This window comes from Leifsonia sp. Root112D2 (genome assembly GCF_001424905.1).
In the GTDB taxonomy this organism is placed as follows: Bacteria; Actinomycetota; Actinomycetes; order Actinomycetales; family Microbacteriaceae; genus Root112D2.
Genome location: NZ_LMCU01000001.1, coordinates 630355 through 652584 on the forward strand (window position 1 = coordinate 630355; position 22230 = coordinate 652584).

The following is a 22230-nucleotide window of genomic DNA, read 5'->3' on the forward strand; positions in this document are numbered from 1 at the left end:
GGCTAGCTCGCCGCCCCAGATCCGGGCAGGGCGTGAATCCTCACCCCTTCGACGACGCGGTTCACGGTGCCGTCGGGAAAGGGATTGTCGGGTGTCATGCCCAGCTCAACCGAGAAGGCCAGTGCCAGAAGCTGCGCGAAGACCACATACGGCACGGCCAGCATCGCGTCTTCGACCTCCGCCAGCCCGGGCACGATCCACTCGCGCAGGCCAGAGACGCCTTCGAGAGGCGTGGATGAGATCACGACGAGATTCTGGGCGGGAAGGGCGCGGCTGAGTTCGGCGATGATGTCGAGGTCGTACTGGCGCGTGTACGCATCCGAGGAGACGTAGACGAGAACGAGCGTCCTGTCGTTCAGCACCGACTTGGGCCCGTGCCGAAAGCCGAGGGCGGAGTCGAAGTACGAGACAATCTTTCCGGCCGTCAGCTCCAGGAGCTTAAGGGCAGATTCGCGGGCAAGGCCGGTCAGTGAGCCGCTTCCCAGGTATACGACGCGTTCGAAGCCGCCATGGGCGAGCTCACGAATGACGTCCTGTTGCGATTGGAGCGCATCCGTCGCTGCCGTCGAGAGGGCTTCGAGCAACTCGTCGTTGCGCCCACCGAGTATGACCAGGCACGACAGGAGCATCGACGTGAAGCTCGAGGTCATGGCGAAACCCTGGTCGTTTGCCTGCGGCGGCATGAGAACCACTGCGGAGTTCTCGCGACCGTTGTGGTTGGTGAAGAGGGTGCCCGTGGCGTCGCAGGTGATGATGAGGTGCTTGATGCTGCCCAGAACCTCATCGGCGAGGTCGGTGGCTGCGGTGCTCTCGGGGCTGTTGCCTGACCTCGCGAACGAAACGAGAAGGGTGGGCACGTCTTCGGCGAAGGCCTCGCGCGGGTTCGAGACGATGTCGGTCGTGGCTATCGCCTCGACGCGGCGACCGAGGGCCCGGCTCAGCGCGGGAGCCGCGATGTTTCCCACGAAGGCGGATGTTCCGGCTCCGGTGAGCACGATGCGCAACGTCGGCAGTGCCAGCAGCGGGGCGAGGAACGCATCCAGATCGGGCCGCTGCCTCTCGATGTCGCGGGCGAGCTCGCGCCAAACATCCGGCTGCTGGGCGATCTCACGGCTGGTCGCTTCCGCTCCGTGAGCGCTCATGAAGTCGGTGCGGGTGGTGCTAGACAAAGGAGACTCCTTGGGCCTGAATTCGAAGGCGCTCGCGGTTCTGCATGGTGCCGCCAGCACCAGCCGGCGGCGTACGCAATATTTGCACCCAGTGCGCGATTTACACAAGATTCGCTCACTTTTTATGCGCGTTCTTGCATGCGTTGTGCAATTGAAATGAACACCAATGGACACGTGCGCAGAACCTGGCGCACGGTACTCCGTACGAGTGCGAGGTCATCCGCATCCGGTCGCGGGCGTCGCAGCTGATTATGAACAATTGCTTCGGGCATCCGGGGACGCTGCGATAGCGTCTACGCTATGGAATCGACACTGAGGCCTCCGTTCCGCGCCGACGCCGTGGGGAGCTACCTTCGCACCGAGAACATCCGCAACGCGCGGGATCGCCACGCCGCCGGAGAGATCGATGATGCAGCGCTGCGTGACGTCGAAGACCAGGAGATTCGCCTGGCGATCACGCAGCAGGAGAGCCTCGGGCTTCAAGCCGTGACCGATGGCGAATACCGGCGTGCCTATTGGCATTTCGACTTCTTTGGCGGGCTCGACGGCATCGAGATCGGCGAGGGGCCGACCGGCATGGATTTCCAAGGGATGAAGATCAAGCCGCTGGCCGTGCAGATTGTCGGAAAGGTGGGTTTTCCCTCCGACCACCCGATGCTGCGCCACTTTAGCTTTGTGCGAGACCACACCGACCGGGTGGCGAAAATGACCATTCCGTCACCCACCGTGTTGCACTTCCGGCTGGCGAGCGAATCGCTGTTGACCCCCATGTACCCCACCACCGACTCGCTCTTCGAGGATCTCGCCGCCGCATATCGCGACGCGGTTTCGGCGTTCTACGAAGCCGGATGCCGGTACCTGCAGTTCGACGACACCGCATGGGCGTACCTGTGTTCCGACGCGGAGCTGGCGAAGGCCCGCGCGCGTGGTATCGATGTCGACAACATTCAAGCCGCGTACGTGAGGCTCATCAACGACTCGATTCGCGACAAACCGGCCGACATGGTGATCACCACCCACGTGTGCCGCGGCAACTTTCGGTCGTCGTGGATCGCATCCGGGGGCTACGAACCGGTGGCCGAGAACCTGCTCGCAGGGTGCAACTACGACGGCTATTTTCTCGAGTACGACTCGGAGCGCGCCGGCGGTTTCGAGCCGCTTCGATTTCTGCCGCACGGCAACAAGGTGGTTGTGCTGGGCCTGATCACCTCGAAGTCAGGTGATCTCGAAGATCAGGGTGACGTCGAGAAGCGCATAGCCGAGGCAACGAAATACGCTCCGCTCGAGCAACTCGCGCTCAGCCCCCAATGCGGCTTTGCCTCGACGGAAGAGGGCAACGTTCTGACGCAGGATCAGCAGTGGGCCAAGATCCGCGAAGTGGTCGACATCGCGCACGCGGTGTGGCGGTAGTCCTCAGCCCAGCGCGGCTGTCGCCGCTCGCAATTCATCCAGGGCCGTCAGGGTTTGCCTGGTGAGTTCATCGGGGGCATCGCTGCTGCTCTCTGACCACGCGGCATAGCCGCGCTTGAACGCGAGGATGCCGAGCTCCCCCGCCAGATGCGCCGTCGCGTCGGGAACGCCGCGAGCGATGAGGGCGGTGGTCATGGCGGCCGCCAGCCCGACGCTTTTGAGCGCGTCTCGCTCCTGAAGCTCGGCGCTGGCATCCACTGCGGCTTTCAAACGAGAGCTGAATGCATGGTTCATCGGGCCCATGGCGCCCGACACGCGCTCAAGTCCGGCGGCGACCGCCTCGAGCGGGCTGACACCAGCGGGCGCCTCGGCGACGCCCTCGGCCAGCAGTTGGCTCAGCGTCTCCTGCCCCGCCACCAGCAGTTCGCGCTTGTCAGGAAAATGGCGAAAGAACGTGCTCTTGGTGAGCCCAGCACGCTCGGCGATCTGTGCCACCGTCGTGGCGTCGTAGCCCTGTTCCGTGAACAGGTCGACGGCAGACATGACGAGCCTCTCGCGCGCCCCCGGTTGCCATCGACCCATGGGTTCATTCTACGCGATGGTACTTTTGTCCCATCACGGTGTAGAGTTATGGGATACAAGTCCCATCACTCATTAGGAGAATCTCATGCATGTCTTCGTCACCGGCGGCACCGGTCTCATCGGTTCCGCCGTTGTCGCCGAGTTGCTCGGCGCAGGCCACACCGTTCTTGCGCTCGCACGCTCCGACGCGTCCGCTCAGGCGGTTGAGACAGCGGGAGCCAAAGCACTGCGCGGAGACCTCGCCGACCTGAATGCCCTGCGTGCCGGGGCAGCAGACGCAGATGGCGTGATCCACCTGGCATTCGGCAACGACTTCAGCAGCACCGAAGCGTTCACCAAGGCGATCGACGAGGAGAGCGCCGCACTCGTAACACTGGGTGAGGAACTTCTCGGCAGCGACCGCGCCTTGGTCACCGTGTCGGGCACGCCGCGGGCGTCCGGCCGCGCGTCGACAGAGGCCGACCCCGTGCCGACGGATGGCCCGGTCGGCGGTCGCGGGCGCACCGTCATGGGCATCCTCGACCTTGCCTCTCGTGGGGTTCGCAGCAGCGCCGTGCGCATGCCCCGCACGGTACACAACCAGGGCAATGGTGGATTCGCCGGCGTACTGACCGCCGTCGCCCGCCAGACCGGCGTGTCCGGCTACCCTGGCGATGGAACCCAGCGCTGGCCGGCCGTGCACGCGCTCGACGCCGCCGTGCTCTTTCGCCTGGCGCTCGAACTGGCGCCGGCCGGAACGTCCTGGCACGCCGTGGCAGACGAAGGTGATGCGGTGCGTGACATCGCCGCGGTCATCGGTCGGCGGCTGGATCTTCCCGTTGAGAACGTGCCGGAAGAGAGGTTCGGCGCACTCGGCCCAATCTTCGCAGCCGACCAGCCCGCATCCAGCACCCACACGCGAAAAGCGCTCGGCTGGGAGCCGACCCACCCAGGCCTCCTGGAAGACCTCGAGAATATCCAACGCTGAGTGGCCGGACCTTGAGGCGCTGCTCATCGCCGTCGTGACGCTCGGGCATCGACGCGACGTCTACGAGAGATAGAACACGAACGGGGCGCAAGGGCACTCTATGAAGACCGCAAAGACTACCGACCGTAAGCCCCCTCCGCTTCCTCAGCCGTCGGTCGCGTGGGCCTCACGCGCAATCTCTTCGAGTTTGGCGTCGGCACCGAGAAGCTGCACCAACGCATCCTGCACATCGGCGACGCGGCCTTGGCCCACGAGCGATTCCCACTGGGCCCGGAGTTCGTCGAACACGGCCTCGCCCTCACGCATCAGCAGATTTCCGCGATCCGTCACGCGCAGGCGCGCCCGCCTCGCGTCTCCCGGATCGGGGCTGCGAAGAATGTAGCCGCCCTCTTCCAGAAAGGCGACGGTCTTCGCCGCGGCCTGCTTGGAGACCGACGTGCGCCGCCCCACTTCGGAGACCGACTCGGCTCCAGCCACGACAGCACGGAGGGCAAAATCATGGGCCGGGCGCACACCGGGATGGCCTCGCGCGGCGAGTCGATCCGTCGCCTCTTCTGCCAGGAACCGGAACCCGCCCAGCAGCAGCAACGCAAGATCGGCACCACTTCGAGACATGGGTCAATCGTAGACACTGGCCACATCGACAACCAGGTTGTTTATCTCAATCAATTATGACAACCTAGTTGTCTTACTCATTGACTTTCGCCAGGAGACCCTCATGAATCTCGACCACGCAACCGCTGCCGGCGTTCGGCACGAAACCATCGCTGTGAACGACACCAGGCTGCACTACGTCGCCGCAGGAGACCATGGCGCCCCGGTGCTTCTGGTGCACGGATTCCCGGAGACGTGGTGGGCCTTCAACAGGCTGATCCCGCTTCTCGCCGCCCACCACCGCGTCTACGCCGTGGACCTTCGCGGCTTCGGCGACTCGGAGACCGCCGACGAGAGATTCTCGGCTGCCGTCGCCGCCGAAGATCTGCACGCGCTGATCGAGCACCTGTCCGTGGGGCCGATGCATGTGGTGGGGCAGGATGTCAGCGGCGGCGTGGTCTATCGGCTCGCCGCCACGCATCCCGAGACCGTCATCAGCCTCACCGCGGTCGAGTCGGCGCTGGCAGGATTCGGCGCCGACGCACTCGCCGACGCCACTCACGGCGGCGCCTGGTATATCGGCGCGCTTGCGGCCCCGGGCATTGCCGGGATGCTGTTCGAGAAGCGAGCGCGCGACTTTATTGGAGAGTATCTGTACCCCCTCTATGGCGTCCCCGCTTCGGCCGTCAGCCCGGCAGACGTCACCGAGTACGCTCGCACATACGGCAGGCCCGGCGGATTCTCCGGCGCCGCAGGCCTTTATCGCAGCATGCTTACCGAAGGCGAAGAGTTGCGCACACTGGCACACGACACGCCATTACGGATGCCCGTGACCACGATTGGCGCCCGCGGTGGTGGGTTCACCCACGACGCGTTCCGCAACGTCACCACGCAGGACGTGGCAGACATCCGGCTTGACGGAATAGGCCACTACGTTGCGCAAGAGGCCCCGCAGCTGCTCGCGAACGCGCTCATCGAGGCATTCGCCGGCAATGCTCCCCTCCCGCTCAGTAGCCGAGGCCTCCGGAGTGTTTCCGGGCGGGGGTAGAGCCAAGTAGGTTCAAGAAGTGCTGAGATCCGCTACCCAGAATCGTTGGTTGACCGTGTGGTCACGCTCATCGCCGTCACGAGGGGTGATCGTACTTCGCGACGGGGTTGCGGGCGCGCTGCTGTTCGTACTGGCGCTCCTTCCGCTCGGCATCCCCGGCCTCGAGCTTGGTGGCTTGCACCACAGCGTCCCGCTGTGGCTTACAGTGATGCTCACTTTCGGGCAAACAGTCGGTCTTGCCCTTCGCCGGGTTTGGCCAGTGGGTGCGCTGTTGCTGATCGGTGTGTCGTTTGCGGCGGCGCAGCTCAGTGGGACCGATACGGGTCTGGCCGGCCTCGGCCTGCTCATCGCGATCTACTCGTTCGCCGCATACCAGAGCGTGCGGAGAACCGAATACGGTGCTCTAGGGACTGCCGGTTACATCGCTCTGGCGGTGGCGCTCCATCTAGCCGGATCTCCCGCGCCCTTTCTCGACTGGGTAACGTTCTTTTTCGTTCTGAGTACGCCGTGGCTCGTTGGCCTGCTGGTTCGGCGCCGCATGGCGGAGCAGAGTGCCCGTGAGACCCTTGCTGCGGAAGCGGCCGTGCAAGCCGCGAAGAGCGAGTTAGCGCGAGACCTTCACGACATCGTCACGCACCATGTCACGGCAATCGTGGTGCAGGCCGATTCGTCGGCGTACCTCGATCCGCACGATGTAGCCGAGCGTGCCATGACGCTCACATCCATCAGCGCCACAGGTCGCCGGGCCCTCCAGGAACTTCGCTCACTCCTCGGGGCCCTCGAATACACTCCCGTCGGGGCGACGTCGGCAAACCAGCCGCTGGGGCCCGCGCCAAGTGACGTATCCGCGCTCGTTAACGAGATTCGTGCCACCGGATACCCGATCACCCTGACCCAGGGTGATCTGCCCGACTTCTCACAGGCGCTGTCCATCACCCTCTATCGCATCGCGCAGGAGGCCACGACGAACGCCATGAGGCACGCACCCGGCGAACCGATCGCGATCACGCTGGTGAGCGTTGACGACCGCGTCGAACTGACGATAGAGAACCGTACCGCATCGAGTAATCCGGGTCCGCCCGGCCGCGGCCGACGTGGCATCGTCGATCGCGTGGCGCTTCTGGGTGGCACCGTCGACATCGGCGTCATCAGCGGATTCTTTCACGTCAGGGTCGTCGTCGATGCCGGGGCTCAGCCGTGAGCGCCCCGCTGCGCGTCGCCCTCGTGGACGACCAGATGATGGTGCGTGACGGCTTCGCGCGCATCGTGCGGGCACAACCCGACATGGAGCTCGTTGGTGTGGGCTCGAACGGCCACGACGCCATTGAGCTCGCCCAACGGTTGGAGCCGGAGGTCATGGTCATGGACATCCGCATGCCGTTATTAGACGGGATTTCGGCGACTCGTGAGATTGTTACCGCGGCTGCGCGACCACCGAAAATACTTGTCGTCACGACCTTCAACCTCGACGAGTACGTGTTCGATGCCCTCCGCGCCGGTGCAAGCGGGTTTCTCCTGAAGGACTCGGCGCCCCAGCAGCTGCTCGATGCGATTCGCACTATCGCGCGTGGCGAGGCGCTGGTTGACCCGACGGTAACACGGGCGCTGATCGGGGCATTCGCCGGCCGGATTCGGCCGCCGGTCGATGCCGCCGCCTCCGCCGATCTACTCACTCCCCGAGAGACCGACGTGCTGCGCCTCCTCGCGAGAGGAATGTCGAATACCGAGATTGCGGCGGAGCTCGTCGTGACCCGCGAGACGGTAAAAACCTACGTGTCGAGGATTCTCCTCAAGCTTCAGGTGAGGGACCGGGTTCAGGCGGTCGTCTACGCATTCCGTACCGGAATCGCGAACGACTGAGAACTGTCACCCTTTGGGGGACCCGCGCCGGTCGCGTGTTTTCTAACGTCGGTAGTGCGGCAATCGCCGCAGCCACGAAGGAGAATTCGCCATGAATGCACAACGCAACGCTCAACTGCTTGCCGATCGGAGGCCAACTTCTCCACACGGTGTGAAACGAGGATGGGCAGCCCGAATCTTCCAATTCCCGCTGACCTGGATGGTCATCGGGGTCGTCTTCGTGTTCCTGACTGACGCCATCCTCGTCGGCATCGGATCCGAGATGGACACAACCGGCGTGGTCGTCACCGCGCTGATCGGGGGTGCAGCAGGGCTGGTGTTTTACACGCTCGTGATGAAGTTCGTCGCGCGCAGGCAGACGCCCGAGCTGGCCGTGCGCGGCATCGCACGCGAAACGCTGCTCGGGATGGCCATCGGCACAGGATTCATGGCCGTCTCCTACCTCATCGTCATCGCCACCGGCGCCTACCAGGTCACCTGGGCGCCCCAGAACGTATTCACCACAGTGGCTGTCGCGATAGCAGTGAACGCCGGTGCAGCCGTCGTCGAGGAACTGACCTTTCGCGGCCTGATCTTCCAAGCTGTCGAGCCGCTCGGCGGGCGCTGGCTCGCCCTCGCAGTTACCGCGGTGGCTTTCGGTGGGGTGCACCTTCTCAACCCCGGCGCAACCCTCTGGAGCGCGCTCGCCATCGCTATCGAGGCGGGGGTTCTGCTGGGGGCCGCATTCCTCTGGCGCCGCAACCTCTGGTTCGTCATTGGTCTGCACTTCGCCTGGAACGTCGTCGAGGGCCTATTCGGCATTCCCGTCTCAGGTCACCGCGACCCCGGCCTGTTCGTCACCACGCCCCACGGTGCCGGGATACTCACAGGCGGAACCTTCGGAATAGAGGCATCGGTCGTACCAGTTCTCGTCAGCCTCCTCATTGCCGTGCCGATGCTCATCGCCAGCGAGAGACGCCGCCGCGCCGCCATATTGGCGTGACCGATGCCGGCGCCTTCTGCGGAGCGAGCGGTCGGTGTCTGGGCGGCGGCCAGAGACATCCGCTTGACGACAGACCGGAGATTGCACGATACAGAGGACGAATCTGCGCAAATTGCCGGTCTATCATCAAGAGTCCGGTTTATCGTGCAGCGCCCTCACGCATGCATCCACCAGTCTTTGTGCGGTTCTGAGAAAAAGAACCCCCGGACTAGCGCGACTTCCGCGTAATTCCGGGGGGTTCCAGAGCCTTAACAAAAGTGCGCCCGAAGGGATTCGAACCCCCAACCTTCTGATCCGTAGTCAGATGCTCTATCCGTTGAGCTACGGGCGCAGGTGGTGTGTCGGGCAAGGCCCGGAACACCGTGACCGCGGCGGTAAACCGCGCGCAAGCCACAGTAGAGACTACAGGAGCCACCCGCGACGCGCCAATCGTCACCGAGGACGATAATGGAGGCATGAAAGTCATCATGTTCCTGATCTGCTTCGCGATCTTCCTGCTCGGCTTCTACCTCATGAGCATCGCTGACGTGGTCACCGGCGGCGAAGCCATCACGTTCATCGGCGGCATTCTCGCCGTGGCACTCTCCATCGCGATTCCCGTGCACATCCTGCCCAAATTCGACTGATTCAGGCGCACGTTCAGTTCGCGGCCCGGGTCACTCACCGATGATGGCGAGACCGCGACCGCGCAGTGGGCGATGATCCGCGGCGAGCGAGGCCAGCAGCCGTTCGTTCGTGCCATGCACGTGCTCGACCAACAGCCGGGAGGCGGTGTCGGCGTCGCGGGCAACGACCGCATCGACTATCGCGCGGTGTTCCCGCCAGGCCGTCTCCCGCGCCTCGGGCGTGCGAATCTCCAGCCACCGCGTGCGCGCGAGACGCACCATGGAGGCGCGCACGGCATCCGTCATGAACTCGTTGGCCGAGAGCCGCGCGAGTTCCACGTGAAAGTCGGTACCCGCCCGCAGCCCGGCCTCACCGTCTGAGCCCGCATCGCCGGCCACCGCCGCGGGCCTGGCCGCCTCCAGAAGTTCCATCACCGCAGCAATATCGGCGTCGGATGCCCGCTGCACGGTGAACCGCACCGCCGCCGCCTCCACCGCCTCCCGCAGCTCTGCGAGCGCCCGGATCTCGCCGAGGTCGATGGGCGCCACTCTCCAACCGCGACCGACACGCTGCACGAGCCCCTCGGTCTCGAGGCGCATGAGAGCGGCGCGGGCGGGGGTGCGGGATGCCCCGAAACTGGCCTCAAGGCCGCGCTCGGTGAGGCGCTCCCCCGGCGCGAGGTCGAGCGCGAGAATAGCCGCGCGCATCCGGTCGTAGATCTGCAGGGTCTGAGCTGCCTCGGCCACGGTACTCCCGAATTTCACGTCACTTTTTTTGGTATACCAACCCGGTATACCGTAGCCTAGCAAAGTTCAGTGAGGAGTTCCATGACCGCGCCAGTCAGTACCAAGCGCCGCCCAACGATGGCCCACCCGGGCCGCGCCTGGACGGCGCTCGGTCTGGGCGTCGCGGCGCAGACATCCGGCACCGTGTTCGTCAGCGCCCCCGCATTCCTCATTCCACTGCTGCACACCGAGCGCGGCATGTCGCTGGCGCAGGCCGGCCTGCTGGCGGCCGCGCCCACCCTCGGCATGGTGATCACCCTCATCGCCTGGGGTGCGCTCGTGGACTGCATCGGCGAAAAGTGGGTGATCGCCGGCGGGCTCGCCCTCACCGCACTCGCGGCCGCCGCAGCCATCGCCGCCCAGGGCTATGTCGCACTTGGGCTCTTCCTGCTGCTCGGCGGCATGACCTCGGCGAGCACGAATGCGGCCAGCGGTCGCGTGGTGGTGGGCTGGTTTCCGAAAGATCGACGCGGGCTGGCCATGGGCATCCGCCAAATGTGCCAGCCGCTGGGCGTGACCATCGCGGCGGTCACCATTCCGACTATCGCATCGGCGTCGGGTGTCGGCGCGGCCATGCTGGTGCCGCTCGTAATGACCGCGGTCTTCGCGGTGGCCAGCGCCGTCGGCATCAAGGACCCGCCGAGAGCACCCCGACCGACGGATGCTGCCGCCACGGCATCCGCAAACCCCTACCGTTCCAGCGGGTTCCTGTGGCGCATTCATGCCGTGTCGATTCTGCTCGTGGTGCCGCAGTTCACGCTCTCGACGTTCGGCCTGGTGTGGCTCGTGGCCGAGCTGCACTGGCCGCCGCTCGCCGCCGGAGTGCTCGTGGGCATTGCGCAGTTCGTGGGAGCGGTGGGGCGCCTGTTCGTCGGCGTGCTCAGCGACCGGGTCGGCAGTCGGGTGCGACCGCTGCGGTGGGTGGCGATGGCCGCGTGTGCCGCGATGCTACTTCTCGCCGCGTTCGACGTAAGTTTCTGGGGCGCGGCCGCCGTCATGTTCGTGATAGCCACCACCATCGTCGTGGCCGATAACGGGCTGGCCTTTACCTCGGTGGCCGAGGTGGCCGGCTCGGCGTGGGCCGGTCGCGCGCTGGGGGCGCAGAACACCGGGCAGTTTCTCGCGGCATCCGTGGTGGGCCCCGCCGTGGGCGCCCTCATCGGACTGGTGGGGTACCCGTTCGCCTTCGTCATCGTCGCGCTGTGCCCCGCGGTCGCGGTGCCGCTCATCCCTGGCGCCCACGCCGAGCACGACCGGCTGTAGCCGCGCCTGGGGCGTGATTCACATGTTATGTCCAGAAACCGTGGCGTAACGTGGCCTGCCGTGCCATGACGCACACGCGTTTCGAACCGCGCCCTCGCGCGTGATTCGACGCAACGACGGTTGCTGCCGCGCTATCCCGGCTCGCTCCCTCATCTGACGATCCAGTTCTGGTGAAGCGGATGCGACGCATGCGGTGCACCGTCGTCGATCAGCTTGCCCTGACATCCGCGCCCCTGCGATGGGTCGCGCTCTGTCTACTCCGCTGACAACCATGGTTGTCGACGGCGACGGGCAAGGAAGCCTCCAGCATTGGAACCGCGTGCCCCGCTCCTCAACCCCCCGCAAGCAATCCACCCATCGTTCTCCTCTCTTCTCTTTCTCCTCCGCTCATTCCCGCGGCCACACCCGTCGAAGCCGCATTCTGAGCCGCGTGCTCGCGCTGACGGTCGCCACCGTCGCCGTCGGCACCGTGCTGCTCTCCGGACTGGCCACACCGATGATCGAGCGCGCATCGGCCGACTCGCCCTCCTCGACAACTGCCGCCGTGACGCCCACCGGCCTGAAGCCGATGGACATCGCGTACTTTCCGAAACTCGCCCGCGAAAGGGCGGATGCGCAGGCTGCCGCAACACTCAAAGCCGCGCAGGCCCTCGTCGCCACGGCTCCCGGCAAGGTGAACACCAGCGCCGTCACCGTGAAGATCGCGTCGCTGAGCAACTACACCCTGCTCGACGTCGGCACGGTGATAGCCCTGACGAAGGACACCAACGCCGCGGTGGCGCAGACGGCGCCGGCCGTCGCATCCGCCAATCGCGCCATCGCTGAAGCTCGCGCCGCGGCCGCCGAAGCACAGCGCGCGGCCAACACCGTTGACGGGGCCCGGGCAACCGCCCGGAGCCTGGCCTCATCGCAACACGGTTGGGGCGACGGCGAGTTCCAGTGCCTCGACAGTCTCTGGCAGAAGGAATCCGGCTGGTCGTACGCGGCGAGCAACTCCGGCAGCGGAGCGGCAGGAATCCCCCAGGCGCTTCCCGGCAGCAAGATGAGCTCCGCCGGCGCCGACTGGGCCACCAATGCCACCACGCAGATTCGCTGGGGCCTCGACTACATCGCCCGCGCATACGGCACACCGTGTGCCGCGTGGGGTCACTCGGGCTCGTTCAACTGGTACTGATCCGGGCTGCGTGCTGCGTCGCGATCAGGGCACGCGGTAACCCGCAGCGCGGAACAGTTCGTACCACTCGGCGCGCGTGAGTGGGATATCGGATCCCTGTGCCGCGCCGGCGACACGGTCGGGAGTGGTGGTGCCGAGAACGACCTGCATCTGCGCCGGGTGCCGAGTGATCCATGCGGTTGCAACCGCGATCGCCGGCACGTCGTAGGTGCCAGCCAGACGGTCGATGACGGCATTCAGCTCGGGGTACTCATCTGAGCCGAGGAAGGTTCCGGTGAAGAATCCGGCCTGGAACGGCGACCACGCCTGCACGGTGATCTGGTTGATTCGGCAGTAGTCGAGAATTCCGCCGCCGTCGAGCACGACGGACTGGTCGAGGCCCGCCATGTTCGCCGCCACACCATGCGCCACGATCGGGGCGTGCGTGATCGACAGCTGCAGCTGGTTGGCGACGATCGGCTGCTTCACCGCCGTCTTGAGCAGGTCGATCTGACGGGGCGTGTGATTGGAGACGCCGAACGAGCGCACCTTGCCCGAGGCCTCAAGCTCATCAAACGCGCGCGCTACCTCGTCGGGTTCGACCAGCGCGTCGGGGCGGTGCAGCAACAGGATGTCGATGTAGTCGGTATTGAGAGCCTTCAGCGAGCCCTCGACCGAACTCACGAGATGCTCGTACGAGTAGTCGAAGTATGGCCCGTCCGGCACGATGCCGGCCTTGGTCTGAATCGTGATCTCTGCCCGCTGCGAGGCGGTGAGCTGCATCGCCGTGGCGAAACGATCCTCGCACTGGTGCAGCCGCGCACCATAGACATCCGCATGATCGAAGAAATCGATGCCGGCATCCCGCGCAGTGCCGATGAGGGTTCGGATCTCGTCGTCGCTCTTCTCTGCAATTCGCATCAGGCCCAATACGACGTTCGGGGCGGTACGGCCTTCGGAGCCGAGGGGAACAGTCTTCACGGTGAGTCCTTTCGAGATGACGATGAGGTGAGGGCGCTGCTCAGAGTGCGGCCGCGAGGATTTCGCGTTCCTCGTCGGTCAGAGTGAGTTCCGCGGCGAGCACCGAATCGCGGATGCTCGCGGGCCGCGAAGCTCCCGGGATCGGCATGACGACTGGGGCCAGCGACAGCTCCCAAGCCAGTGCGATCTGCTGCGGGCTGACGCCGCGCGCGTCGGCAACCTTCTGGAAGATTCCGTGATCCGTTCCGATGCTGCCCGCCCGCGAGATGCCACCCAGCGGCGACCACGGAAGGAACGCAATGCCCAGCTCGGCGCAGTGCGTGAGCTCGGCCAGACTGGAGTTGAACGCAGGCGAGAACTGGTTCTGCACCGAAACGAGACGGCCACCGAGAATCTCGTTCGCCTCGTCGATCTGAGCGACGTTGGCGTTGGAGATACCTGCCATCTCGATCACTCCCTCGTCGAGAAGATCACGGATCGCGCCGACGGAATCACCGTAGGCAACCTCGGGGTCTGGCCGATGGAACTGATACAGCCCAATCGCCTCTACCCCGAGACGCCGAGCGGATGCCTTCGCGGCCTCCTTCAGATACTCCGGTCGCCCGTTCAGCGTCCACGATCCGTCGCCGGGCCGCAGATGTCCGCCCTTGGTCGCGACCAGCACGTGCGACGTGTCGGCACCATACTCGCGCAGAGCCTGGGCGATGAGCTGCTCGTTGTGACCAACTTCGCCGGGGTCACGCTGGTACGCGTCAGCCGTGTCGATGAGGGTCACCCCGGCCTCGAGAGCGGCGTGAATCGTCGCAATCGAACGTTCAGCATCCGGTCGCCCCTCGATCGACATAGGCATGCCGCCCAGACCGATCGCCGACACCGAACGAGTACCAATGTTGCGCTGTTGCATCGCGTTTCCCCTTGCCCGTAGCTCGTCGTCCTGCAGCTTTACGATACGGAGCCACGGGCGAGAAAGTCCAACTGCTGAAACTCATGCAATTCAGCAGCGGTAGCTATGAATGGGTGGTCGTCACGAACGGGCAGCCTCCTACTCTGCAGTGAAATATTTCTCTGCGGCCTCAAGGCGTGGCACCGGTACGCCGAACCGGCGCGAGTCGGCGAGGGCGTCTCGACAGATCGCACGCGGCTCTTCGGCGGTTGGATCAGACTGCGCCTCCAGGTTCGTGCGCAGGGCCTTGATGTGGTTGATCAGCCATGACATCACCGCGGCTGTCATGCCGGCCGGCATTCGGAATGGCAGAACGGCCATGCGATGCCGATCGAGGTCAATGCCTCGCTTCTGGACGACGGGAAGCATCTCGCGCGCCACGAGCAACGCGTCGCGCAGATCTTTGGGTGCACCGATGAGGTGCGACAGCGACCCCAGCCGCACGCCCTGAGAGTGCATCCCCGCGTTGAAAGCGAAATGGATCCACAACCAACCGCGGATGTCCGATTGTTCCGAGATCGAGAATCCTGCCCCCCGGAACACACGCCGCACCGCCTGTTCGCGAGGAGTCGGAGGCTGGCCCAGGGTACCGAATACGACGGTCGGACTGAGCCCCACGCGCAGCACGTCATCTTTTCCAAAGCCGCCCCCGGCTCCGGGGAATCCCCATGCGAGCCGATCCGCCGGGAGGGGAGCGACGGCCTCCAAAGGTTCCGCCCAGAGGTTGCCGAAGATCAGAACCGTCGCGTTGCCAATGCGCGGGGCCAGGAAGTCTGCAGCCTCGGCGAGGCGATGGTGCGACACGCTCACCACGATGAGCTCGTAGTCGTGGTCGGATGTCAGCTCCTCCCTGTAGCGAACCGGCCAGGTCCCGACGACCCGTTCGCCCCACGGACGTCGGCGCAGATCGCGCAAATCGATGTCGATCGAATCGCCGTACATCGCGGAACGGCCCGGACGCACGTAGAAATCGACCTCGTTTCCGGCACGCGAGAGCGCCCACCCGTACGCTGACGCGATCACGCCACGGCCGAACATCAGGATCTTCATGTCAGTCTCCACCTATGATAATTTCAAACGGAGACAATCTCCATTAGCGAGAATATGGAGACGATCTCCAATTGTCAAAGCGAGGAATGATGGTCGAAGGCAAGCCGCTGCGCGCGGACGCTCGTCGGAACAGGGATGCCCTGATCTCCAAGGGCCGGGAGATCTTCGCCGCCGGCGATGAGAGCGTTCGCTTCGATGATTTCGCCAATCTGGCCGGTGTCGGCACTGGCACGCTGTATCGGCACTTTCCGACGAGGGAGTCTCTCGCCGCCGCGGTGTACGAGGCAGAGGTCTCAACGCTGTGCGAACTGGCCCGCACACTCCGGAACGCCCTGCCCGCCGGGGAAGCACTGACAACCATGCTCCGACGCTGGGTGGACCACGTCGATGCCGATCACACTCTCGCGCGCAGGCTTGCCGCATTGCTGACTGCAGCCCCCGACCAGATGGTGCGCGGTGGTCGCGAGCTGGAGCAGGCCATCGCCGAGTTGGTCGCCGATGGGGTCGGTGCGGGTGTCGTGCGCGACGACGTTCCAGCGGGAGCGGTCATGATGGCCCTACACGGCATCGGCGCGGCTCACGACCGACCCGAGTGGCGTGCCGAAGCCGACAGCGTCATCACCTTGATCATCGACGGCCTGGCCCGGAGGCCCTAACCGTAGACATCGATAACGGTCTTCGATTGAGGAGCGGAGACGGAGAGATTTGAACTCTCGGTTCCCTTACGGGAACTCCACCTTAGCAGGGTGGTGCACTAGGCCGGACTATGCGACGTCTCCAGCGCATCCGCTTGGCAGATGCACGACAGCAATCATATCTGGCCTGCGCGAAAACCCAAGTTGAGCGGCACTCGGCCGGCCCACGCACGCCGCCTGACGTCGTTGCTAGTTGCCCTTCGAACACGTTGTCGTACTCGCGGACTGCCCCTGAATGTTGTCGGGAAGGGTCACGGCCGTTCCGTCCGGTGCGGCCGTCGAGGTGCTCGTCGTGCTCGGTGGGCTCGTCGTCGAGCCGGTGGGAGGCGCGGTCGTGGCGGAAGCATCCGGCACCGTCGGCGCATTCGTGCTGACGACGGCTCCGCGACCCACGGTTCCACCGAGCTGGATGGGCCGGTCGTTCTTCAGCGCGTTGAACAGCACGGCTGCGGAGTCGTAGTCCGGAACGACCCGGTTGCTGTCATCCGGGTCAGCGAAGACCGGATACTGCACAAACACCATCTTGTCGAGATCGATGTCTTTGAGCAGCATCGCGATCTGGTACACCGTGGTGAGGTTGTTCAGGCTTGCCGAGAACTCCATGTTCTTCAGCGCCGCGTTCGCTACTCCCCACACCTTTGCGGGGTTGGTGAGCGTTCCGCCATCTTTGACCGTACGCACCAGTGCGGAAAGGTACACCTGCTGGTTGCTGATGCGGCCCAGATCGCTGCCGTCACCCACCCCTTCTCGAGTACGAAGGAAAGAAAGCGCCTGGGCGCCCTTGAGCGTGTATGTTCCCGGGTCCATGTGCAGCTCGGGATCGACCAGATCGTCATCGATACGGGAAGCGACGCACACCTGCACACCACCGACCGCATTTGCCATGGCGATGACACCGTTGAACTTGATGTCGGCCGCGAACGGAATCGTGATGGCGTCATCAACAAGCGACTGCACGGCAAGCACGGTGCACGCCAGACCGCCCTCGGCGAGCGTCGTGTTGAACTGCGACTTGGAGCGGGCCGAGAGCATGCCGCCCTGTCCATCGGGACACTCAGGAATCGGCACCATCAGGTCTCGGGGAAAGCTGACGACGGTTGCCGATTTATGGTCGGCGGCGACGTGCAACAACATGGTCACATCGTTGTTTCCCGGTCCGGAGCTGTCGGCCAGGCTGCCGTAGTTCCCTCCCTGCCCCGTGCGGGTGTCCACGCCGGCGAGCAACAGGTTCACGCCTCCGGGGTACGTGCCAATGTCGGGCACCGGGCCTGATGTCTTCTCCCCCACGAGATGAATCACCGGCTTGGCGGATCGCGACAGATCCCACGCCGCGTAGCCGACCACGGCGACCGAGCTCACCACAACCACGGCAACCGTGGAGGCGAGTACCTTCACGATGGTGCCCACCGGGCCGCGCTTACGCAAGCGCCCGTGGCGGGCGATCGTGGACCGCCCTCGACGTGCACGCGCATCGGATTGGCTCACGACGCTCCGTTCGAGTTGGTAATGGGGCGAACTTGCGCGGAGGGCGTGGGATTCGAACCCACGACTTACCTACCAAGACTATGGAAAATGACGACACTTCCCAGTGTTTTCAAGGCATTAGGCTCACAGCGGCACGCGTCGATCATCCTCGTTCTTGTTCAAATGTGGCCAAAATGTGGCCAAGCGGCCGGGCATGATTTGCATGTGATGTGTGATGTCTCAAGACATCGGTGACACTTCTGCCTCAATAGATCGGTGACAGTTCCGGGGTTCTTCGTGGTGACAGTTCTTCGTCGATGTTTGACGGATGAGCCCAGTTGAACCTGTTGATCCTCGTGTCCGTCTCGCGATCGCCCAGTGGCCTGATGATGCGCCGCGCGGGTCGGTGACGACCTTCTGTCTTCTGTCTTGAGCACGGTCTGTCTCGCAAGACGTTTTACGCGATCCGAAAACGCGCGCTGCTGGAAGGGCAGGCTGCAGCGTTGGAGCCTCGCAGCCGTCGCCCTGCGCTGAGTCCGAACCGCATCGCTGACGACGTGAAGGCTCGGGCGGTGGGGGTTCGTGCCGCGCTGGAGCAATCCGGTTTGGACCATGGCCCGATCAGCGTTCACGAGAAAATGCGATCGCTGGGCATGGAGCCGGTCCCGGCGGTCTCGTCGTTGGCGCGGATCTTCCGCGAGGCGGGTGTTGCGCGGGTGGAGCCGAGGAAGAAACCGCGAGCGTCGTACCGGCGGTTCGTCTATCCGGCGCCGAACGCATGCTGGCAGCTCGACGGGACCGAATACGTCCTCACCGGTGGACGCAAATGTGTGATCTTCCAGCTCATCGACGATCACTCCCGCCTGGCCGTCGCGACCCATGTTGCTTGGGGTGAGACCTCGGCTGGTGCGATCGCGGTCGTCGCGAAAGGGATCGCGGCTCACGGCGTTCCGCAGCGGCTTCTCAGCGATTATGCCGACCTGATGATTATGCCGACCTCGGCCCGGACGGCCCGGCTGGGCGGGGGTTCCGTGCTGGCCAGGTCGGCATAATCACAGGGCCTCCAGGAAGGCGAGTAGGGGATCGGGTGGCCGGTAGTGGCCGGGAGGCGTGCCCGGTGGGGCGACGCGAGCGATCGCTTTTTGTTTCTGACTCATATCGGCGTGTAGGTAGATCTGGGTGGTGGTGGCGGGCTGCTCGTGGCCGAGCCAGAGCGCGATGATCGTGACGTCGGTGCCTGATTCGAGCAGCCGCATCGCGGCTGTGTGACGCAGCGTGTGCATCCCGACGTGTTTGGTCCTCAGAGAAGGACAGGTCATGCGTGCGGCGTTGAGGTGACGGGCCAGGCGGTGTTCGACCGCGTCGCGACTCAGGCGGCTTCCAGTGCGGGTGGGAAACAGCGGGTCTGTGTCGGTGCCGCCGCGTTCGCGTAACCAGACTCGCAACACTTCGACGGTGTGGGGTGTCAGCGGTGTTGCGCGTTCTTTGCGGCCTTTGCCGAGGCAGTGCACGTAGGCGCCGGCTTGAAGGTGAACGTCGTCGATAGTCAGCCCAGTCAGTTCGGAGATCCGTAGTCCGGTCTGGCCGGCCAGTACCAGCATGGCGTGGTCGCGTCGCCCGGCCCAGGTGGTCCGGTCGGGTGCGGCCAGTAGCGCGTCCAGTTCGGTCCCGGTCAGCCAGGTCACCAGTCGGCGCTCGTAGCGTTTGGCCGGGATCGCCAGTACCCGCTGGATCGTTGCGGCGTGTTCCGGATGTCGCAGCGCGGCGTAGCTGAACAGCGAATGGATCGCGGCGAGCCGGTTGTTGCGGGTGCGAGCCCGGTTGCCCCGTTCGTGTTCGAGATGAGTCAGGAACGCGCCGATCAGCGGTGCGTCGAGATCGGCGATGTCCAACACGCTGGGCTTTTTGCTGGTGCGCTCGGCGGCGAAGCGAAGCAGCAGCCGGAACGTGTCCCGGTAGCCGCTGATCGTGTTAGGGCTGGCGTCGCGTTGGCCTATCAGCCGGTCGGTGAAGAACGCTTCTAACAGGGGCGCGAGGGCGCTCATGATCAGGCCCCGAACCGACGGTCCAGGCCGGCAGCGGCCAACTGCATCAACTCCGGCACTGCGGAGAAGTACCAGTAGGTACTGGCTGGGCTGACATGACCCAGATAGGTCGACAGCACGGGAAGACGGCCGGTGATATCGGCGCCGTCGCGTTGCCAGCCGATGAGAGTGTTCACCACGAAACTGTGTCTGAGGTCATGAACACGAGGCCGTTTCCCGGGCGCGGTCGGCAAGCCAGCTGGAGCGAGCAGAGATGCGAAGGCGACATCCACCATGTTGGTGCTCACCGGACCCCCGGTGCCGGATACGAACAACGTGTTCGCACGCCCTGTGGGGGCCAACCGGTCGCGGTGGCAGATGTAGTCGGCCAGTGCGCTGGTGACGCTCGGGTGTAACGGCACGAGCCGGTCCCGGTCGAACTTAGCGTGCCGCAACAGCAACACGCCGGTGCCCAGGTCCACGTCCGGCACGGTCATGGCCAGCGCTTCACCGACCCGCATGCCGGTGGTCGCCAGCAGGCCGAACAGTGTCTGGTAGGTGATCGCGCGTAGTTGCGGGCGCAACTGCCCGGTAGCGGCCAGCAGCCGGATGATTTGCTCGGCAGAGTAGATGTAGGGCACGTGGCGTTGCTGCTTGCCGAACAGCCCGCACGGCGGGATCTGAGTCGCCGGGTCGATGGTGGCAAGGTAACGGGCGAACCCGCGCACCGCGCCGAGCCGGTGCGACAAGGTCACCGGGCTCGCCCCGACCGATAGCCGTGTCCAGGCGATCGCCGCCTCGACGGTAACGGCCTGAGCGCCGATAGCCTCCAGGTAGGCGAGGAAGTGCGGTAGCACCTGACCGGGGCGGGCCAGTTTGAACCCCAACGCCCGGCGCAGCCGCAGGTAGTCAGCGACGTGCTCGGCCAGTACGGCGTTCATCGTGTGCCCCCGAGCGGCCAGGGCGACGCCACGGTGCGCAATCGTTCAACATCGACACGGGCGTAAATGCTGGTGCTGGTGGTATCGGCGTGCCGAAGAACCTGCCCGATCTGCTGCAACGGCACCCCGGCGGCGACCATGTCGCAGGCCAGCGCATGCCGCAGCCGGTGCGGCCCGAGCGGGGTCAAGCCGGCGCGGATACTGGCCCGGCGCACCAAGCATCCCACCGCCTCGCGTGTCAGTGCGGCCCTGGGGGCGATGCTGCGCAGAAACACCTCCCGCAGCGCCGTCTCCGGCGGCCGGGCATGACGCAGGTAGGCGGCGATCGCCTCACCGACCTCGACCGGTAACGGCAACCCGTCCAGCCGTTTCCCCTTGCCGTGGATTGTGACCTGCCCGGTGCGCCAGTCGATGTCCTCCAGCCGTAGCACGGCGACCTCGCAAGCACGCAATCCCAACCGCATCAGTAGCAGGATGACCGCGTAGTCACGGCACCCGTCCGCGGTGTGCCGATCACACACTTTCAGCAACGCCCGAGCATCAGTTGTGCTGATGCCCTGCGGCAAGACCGACCGGCGCCGCCCGGTCACCGCCAACGACGCCGCGGACAGATCGGTATCGATCACACCAGTCAGGTAGCAATAACGCAGGAAGGACCGCAGCGCGACCGCGAAGAACTGCGCCGAACCGGCCGAGACCGTGTCGGCCTCAGCCAACACGGCGTGGGTCACCGCCGCGGTATCCACCGCCGACAGGTCCGCGCCGTGACCGTGTCCCTGAAGGAATCGCCGAGACCGAAGCGCGTAGGCCGAAATCGTCGAGGCCGCCAGCCCGCGTTCTTGGAGCAAGAACCGCGCGTAACCATCCAGCAGCGCGTCGACCGCCGAGACCGGCGGATCTGGCTCGTCAAGCGGTGCGCCGGCTGAGGCGAGTACCTCCAGCAACGGTGCCAGACTGGTCCGGGTGCAAAACGCGACATAGCCACCCCTGCGCCGCTGGCCCAGGTATTCATCAACCTGCGCCGCTGTCAGTTCCGCCACCGCGAGTTGCCGCGCCGCCATCCACTTACTCAGGTGAGTCATCACCTGCAAATGCGGCACCCGCGTCAACGGCGCATAACCACGAACAGCCAGCACCCCCATCAGCTGTCCCGCGTATGGCTCCAACGGGCCCACCACTTGCACCGTGATGACTTTGCTCTTCGGCTTGGACATCCTGACCTCCTTCTCCGACAATCGGTGAAAGAAGCATCAACCCAACCGCAGGATTATGCCGACCTGGCCAGCACGGAACCCCCGCCCAGCCGGGCCGTCCGGGCCGAGGTCGGCATAATCATCAGGTCGGCATAATCGATCTTGTGCCGACGTCGGCACAACGTCGATAACGGGGCCGCGTTGAACCCTTCCCGGCGCGGGGTCCTCGGCCAGCTGGTCGCCTATGTCACCTCGCTCGGGGTTGAGCCCATCACCGGCAAACCCTATAAACCGACCACGCAGGGCAAGAACGAACGCTTCCACCAGACCCTGTTCCGGTTCCTCGACAAGCAACCGATGGCAGCCAGCCTGGAGGAGTTGCAGGAGCAGGTCGACCGGTTCGACCAGGTCTATAACCACGAACGCCCCCACCAGGGGCTGCCAGGCCGGGTCACTCCCTCGCAGGCTTGGGCGGCGACCCCGAAAGCTGAACCACCGCGCCCCACGCCGAGGCCCGCTG

At 65.1% G+C, this 22230-nt stretch carries 21 protein-coding genes, 2 tRNA genes and 2 pseudogenes; 12 read left to right on the forward strand and 13 right to left on the reverse strand.

The window, feature by feature from the left end:
- Nucleotides 1–2: 2 nt before the first annotated feature.
- A complete protein-coding gene (locus ASC63_RS02890) occupies nucleotides 3–1169 on the reverse strand; it encodes an SIS domain-containing protein (protein ID WP_200936741.1) in 1167 nt (388 codons plus the stop codon).
- A 300-nt stretch (nucleotides 1170–1469) separates the two neighbouring features.
- On the opposite strand from ASC63_RS02890, the gene ASC63_RS02895 reads away from it, so the two are divergent.
- Nucleotides 1470–2579: a 5-methyltetrahydropteroyltriglutamate--homocysteine S-methyltransferase gene (locus tag ASC63_RS02895; RefSeq protein ID WP_055809680.1), complete on the forward strand. Its 1110-nt coding sequence runs from the start codon at nucleotides 1470–1472 to the stop codon at nucleotides 2577–2579.
- A gap of 3 nt (nucleotides 2580–2582) precedes the next feature.
- Here the strand turns inward: ASC63_RS02895 and ASC63_RS02900 are convergent, their stop codons facing one another.
- The gene (locus tag ASC63_RS02900; RefSeq protein WP_055809683.1) at nucleotides 2583–3161 is read right to left on the reverse strand and encodes a TetR/AcrR family transcriptional regulator; all 579 of its coding nucleotides are present in this window, start codon (nucleotides 3159–3161) and stop codon (nucleotides 2583–2585) included.
- Between the two features lie 85 nt (nucleotides 3162–3246).
- Between ASC63_RS02900 and ASC63_RS02905 the strand changes: the two genes are divergently transcribed.
- Entirely contained in the window at nucleotides 3247–4128 is an 882-nt protein-coding gene (locus ASC63_RS02905) for an SDR family oxidoreductase (protein ID WP_055809686.1), read from the forward strand.
- Nucleotides 4129–4272: 144 nt separating this feature from the next.
- On the opposite strand, the gene ASC63_RS02910 is transcribed toward ASC63_RS02905, so the two are convergent.
- Nucleotides 4273–4743, reverse strand: coding sequence for a MarR family winged helix-turn-helix transcriptional regulator (locus ASC63_RS02910; protein ID WP_055809690.1), 471 nt, complete (start codon nucleotides 4741–4743; stop codon nucleotides 4273–4275).
- Nucleotides 4744–4846: 103 nt separating this feature from the next.
- On the opposite strand from ASC63_RS02910, the gene ASC63_RS02915 reads away from it, so the two are divergent.
- From ASC63_RS02915 to ASC63_RS02930, 4 genes are all read left to right on the forward strand, one after another.
- Nucleotides 4847–5770, forward strand: a complete 924-nt coding sequence (locus ASC63_RS02915) for an alpha/beta hydrolase (RefSeq protein ID WP_055809694.1) — start codon at nucleotides 4847–4849, stop codon at nucleotides 5768–5770.
- Between the two features lie 85 nt (nucleotides 5771–5855).
- On the forward strand, nucleotides 5856–6971 hold the full coding sequence (locus ASC63_RS02920) for a sensor histidine kinase (RefSeq protein ID WP_082487107.1): 1116 nt from the start codon (nucleotides 5856–5858) through the stop codon (nucleotides 6969–6971).
- On the forward strand, nucleotides 6968–7630 hold the full coding sequence (locus ASC63_RS02925) for a response regulator (RefSeq protein ID WP_055809700.1): 663 nt from the start codon (nucleotides 6968–6970) through the stop codon (nucleotides 7628–7630). Before ASC63_RS02920 ends, ASC63_RS02925 begins: the two co-directional genes overlap by 4 nt.
- Nucleotides 7631–7721: 91 nt before the next feature.
- Entirely contained in the window at nucleotides 7722–8612 is an 891-nt protein-coding gene (locus ASC63_RS02930) for a CPBP family intramembrane glutamic endopeptidase (RefSeq protein ID WP_082487110.1), read from the forward strand.
- Between the two features lie 258 nt (nucleotides 8613–8870).
- Here the strand turns inward: ASC63_RS02930 and ASC63_RS02935 are convergent.
- Nucleotides 8871–8943: transfer RNA gene (locus ASC63_RS02935), tRNA-Arg, on the reverse strand.
- Nucleotides 8944–9067: 124 nt separating this feature from the next.
- Between ASC63_RS02935 and ASC63_RS16450 the strand changes: the two genes are divergently transcribed.
- Nucleotides 9068–9238: a hypothetical protein gene (locus tag ASC63_RS16450; RefSeq protein WP_200936744.1), complete on the forward strand. Its 171-nt coding sequence runs from the start codon at nucleotides 9068–9070 to the stop codon at nucleotides 9236–9238.
- A gap of 30 nt (nucleotides 9239–9268) precedes the next feature.
- On the opposite strand, the gene ASC63_RS02940 is transcribed toward ASC63_RS16450, so the two are convergent.
- Nucleotides 9269–9982: a GntR family transcriptional regulator gene (locus ASC63_RS02940; RefSeq protein WP_235491748.1), complete on the reverse strand. Its 714-nt coding sequence runs from the start codon at nucleotides 9980–9982 to the stop codon at nucleotides 9269–9271.
- A gap of 63 nt (nucleotides 9983–10045) precedes the next feature.
- Here ASC63_RS02940 and ASC63_RS02945 point away from each other — a divergent pair, with 63 nt between their 5' ends.
- Together ASC63_RS02945 and ASC63_RS02950 are read left to right on the forward strand one after the other, a co-directional pair.
- Nucleotides 10046–11266: an MFS transporter gene (locus ASC63_RS02945; RefSeq protein ID WP_082487112.1), complete on the forward strand. Its 1221-nt coding sequence runs from the start codon at nucleotides 10046–10048 to the stop codon at nucleotides 11264–11266.
- A 430-nt stretch (nucleotides 11267–11696) separates the two neighbouring features.
- Nucleotides 11697–12440: a hypothetical protein gene (locus ASC63_RS02950; protein WP_055809705.1), complete on the forward strand. Its 744-nt coding sequence runs from the start codon at nucleotides 11697–11699 to the stop codon at nucleotides 12438–12440.
- Between the two features lie 24 nt (nucleotides 12441–12464).
- Here the strand turns inward: ASC63_RS02950 and ASC63_RS02955 are convergent, their stop codons facing one another.
- The 3 genes from ASC63_RS02955 to ASC63_RS02965 all read right to left on the reverse strand — a co-directional run bounded on the left by ASC63_RS02955 (nucleotide 12465) and on the right by ASC63_RS02965 (nucleotide 15393).
- The gene (locus ASC63_RS02955; RefSeq protein WP_268765133.1) at nucleotides 12465–13400 is read right to left on the reverse strand and encodes an aldo/keto reductase; all 936 of its coding nucleotides are present in this window, start codon (nucleotides 13398–13400) and stop codon (nucleotides 12465–12467) included.
- Between the two features lie 40 nt (nucleotides 13401–13440).
- Nucleotides 13441–14304 (reverse strand): aldo/keto reductase, encoded by an 864-nt coding sequence (locus ASC63_RS02960; RefSeq protein WP_055809707.1) that lies wholly within the window; start codon nucleotides 14302–14304, stop codon nucleotides 13441–13443.
- 138 nt (nucleotides 14305–14442) lie between these two features.
- Nucleotides 14443–15393, reverse strand: coding sequence for a ketopantoate reductase family protein (locus tag ASC63_RS02965; RefSeq protein ID WP_055809710.1), 951 nt, complete (start codon nucleotides 15391–15393; stop codon nucleotides 14443–14445).
- A 71-nt stretch (nucleotides 15394–15464) separates the two neighbouring features.
- Between ASC63_RS02965 and ASC63_RS02970 the strand changes: the two genes are divergently transcribed.
- Nucleotides 15465–16049: a TetR/AcrR family transcriptional regulator gene (locus ASC63_RS02970; protein ID WP_235491749.1), complete on the forward strand. Its 585-nt coding sequence runs from the start codon at nucleotides 15465–15467 to the stop codon at nucleotides 16047–16049.
- Nucleotides 16050–16083: 34 nt separating this feature from the next.
- Here the strand turns inward: ASC63_RS02970 and ASC63_RS02975 are convergent.
- Nucleotides 16084–16172 (reverse strand) — tRNA-Ser (locus tag ASC63_RS02975).
- 105 nt (nucleotides 16173–16277) lie between these two features.
- The gene (locus ASC63_RS02980; protein WP_055809712.1) at nucleotides 16278–17573 is read right to left on the reverse strand and encodes an LCP family protein; all 1296 of its coding nucleotides are present in this window, start codon (nucleotides 17571–17573) and stop codon (nucleotides 16278–16280) included.
- A gap of 307 nt (nucleotides 17574–17880) precedes the next feature.
- Here ASC63_RS02980 and ASC63_RS02985 point away from each other — a divergent pair.
- Nucleotides 17881–18538, forward strand: a pseudogene (locus ASC63_RS02985) (DDE-type integrase/transposase/recombinase); the annotation flags it as partial.
- A 66-nt stretch (nucleotides 18539–18604) separates the two neighbouring features.
- On the opposite strand, the gene ASC63_RS02990 reads toward ASC63_RS02985, so the two are convergent.
- Genes ASC63_RS02990 through ASC63_RS03000 form a run of 3 tightly spaced genes read right to left on the reverse strand, consistent with a single transcriptional unit; the run spans nucleotide 18605 to nucleotide 21731 of the window.
- Nucleotides 18605–19597, reverse strand: a complete 993-nt coding sequence (locus ASC63_RS02990) for a tyrosine-type recombinase/integrase (RefSeq protein ID WP_055809714.1) — start codon at nucleotides 19595–19597, stop codon at nucleotides 18605–18607.
- 2 nt (nucleotides 19598–19599) lie between these two features.
- On the reverse strand, nucleotides 19600–20517 hold the full coding sequence (locus ASC63_RS02995; protein ID WP_055809717.1) for a tyrosine-type recombinase/integrase: 918 nt from the start codon (nucleotides 20515–20517) through the stop codon (nucleotides 19600–19602).
- Complete coding sequence (locus ASC63_RS03000) at nucleotides 20514–21731, reverse strand: site-specific integrase (RefSeq protein WP_200936747.1); 1218 nt, start codon at nucleotides 21729–21731, stop codon at nucleotides 20514–20516. Before ASC63_RS03000 ends, ASC63_RS02995 begins: the two co-directional genes overlap by 4 nt.
- 165 nt (nucleotides 21732–21896) lie before the next feature.
- Here ASC63_RS03000 and ASC63_RS16005 point away from each other — a divergent pair.
- Nucleotides 21897–22205, forward strand: a pseudogene (locus ASC63_RS16005) (integrase core domain-containing protein); the annotation flags it as partial.
- Between the last annotated feature and the right edge of the window lie 25 nt (nucleotides 22206–22230).

What these genes read in the sequence shown, in the direction of transcription:
- ASC63_RS02895 (WP_055809680.1), top strand. Translation starts at nt 1,470, where the DNA reads ATGGAATCGACACTGAGGCCTCCGTTCCGCGCCGACGCCGTGGGGAGC.
- ASC63_RS02900 (WP_055809683.1), bottom strand. Translation starts at nt 3,161, where the DNA reads ATGGGTCGATGGCAACCGGGGGCGCGCGAGAGGCTCGTCATGTCTGCC.
- ASC63_RS02905 (WP_055809686.1), top strand. Translation starts at nt 3,247, where the DNA reads ATGCATGTCTTCGTCACCGGCGGCACCGGTCTCATCGGTTCCGCCGTT.
- ASC63_RS02910 (WP_055809690.1), bottom strand. Translation starts at nt 4,743, where the DNA reads ATGTCTCGAAGTGGTGCCGATCTTGCGTTGCTGCTGCTGGGCGGGTTC.
- ASC63_RS02915 (WP_055809694.1), top strand. Translation starts at nt 4,847, where the DNA reads ATGAATCTCGACCACGCAACCGCTGCCGGCGTTCGGCACGAAACCATC.
- ASC63_RS02930 (WP_082487110.1), top strand. Translation starts at nt 7,722, where the DNA reads ATGAATGCACAACGCAACGCTCAACTGCTTGCCGATCGGAGGCCAACT.
- ASC63_RS16450 (WP_200936744.1), top strand. Translation starts at nt 9,068, where the DNA reads ATGAAAGTCATCATGTTCCTGATCTGCTTCGCGATCTTCCTGCTCGGC.
- ASC63_RS02945 (WP_082487112.1), top strand. Translation starts at nt 10,046, where the DNA reads ATGACCGCGCCAGTCAGTACCAAGCGCCGCCCAACGATGGCCCACCCG.
- ASC63_RS02960 (WP_055809707.1), bottom strand. Translation starts at nt 14,304, where the DNA reads ATGCAACAGCGCAACATTGGTACTCGTTCGGTGTCGGCGATCGGTCTG.
- ASC63_RS02965 (WP_055809710.1), bottom strand. Translation starts at nt 15,393, where the DNA reads ATGAAGATCCTGATGTTCGGCCGTGGCGTGATCGCGTCAGCGTACGGG.
- ASC63_RS02990 (WP_055809714.1), bottom strand. Translation starts at nt 19,597, where the DNA reads ATGAGCGCCCTCGCGCCCCTGTTAGAAGCGTTCTTCACCGACCGGCTG.
- ASC63_RS02995 (WP_055809717.1), bottom strand. Translation starts at nt 20,517, where the DNA reads ATGAACGCCGTACTGGCCGAGCACGTCGCTGACTACCTGCGGCTGCGC.
- ASC63_RS03000 (WP_200936747.1), bottom strand. Translation starts at nt 21,731, where the DNA reads ATGTCCAAGCCGAAGAGCAAAGTCATCACGGTGCAAGTGGTGGGCCCG.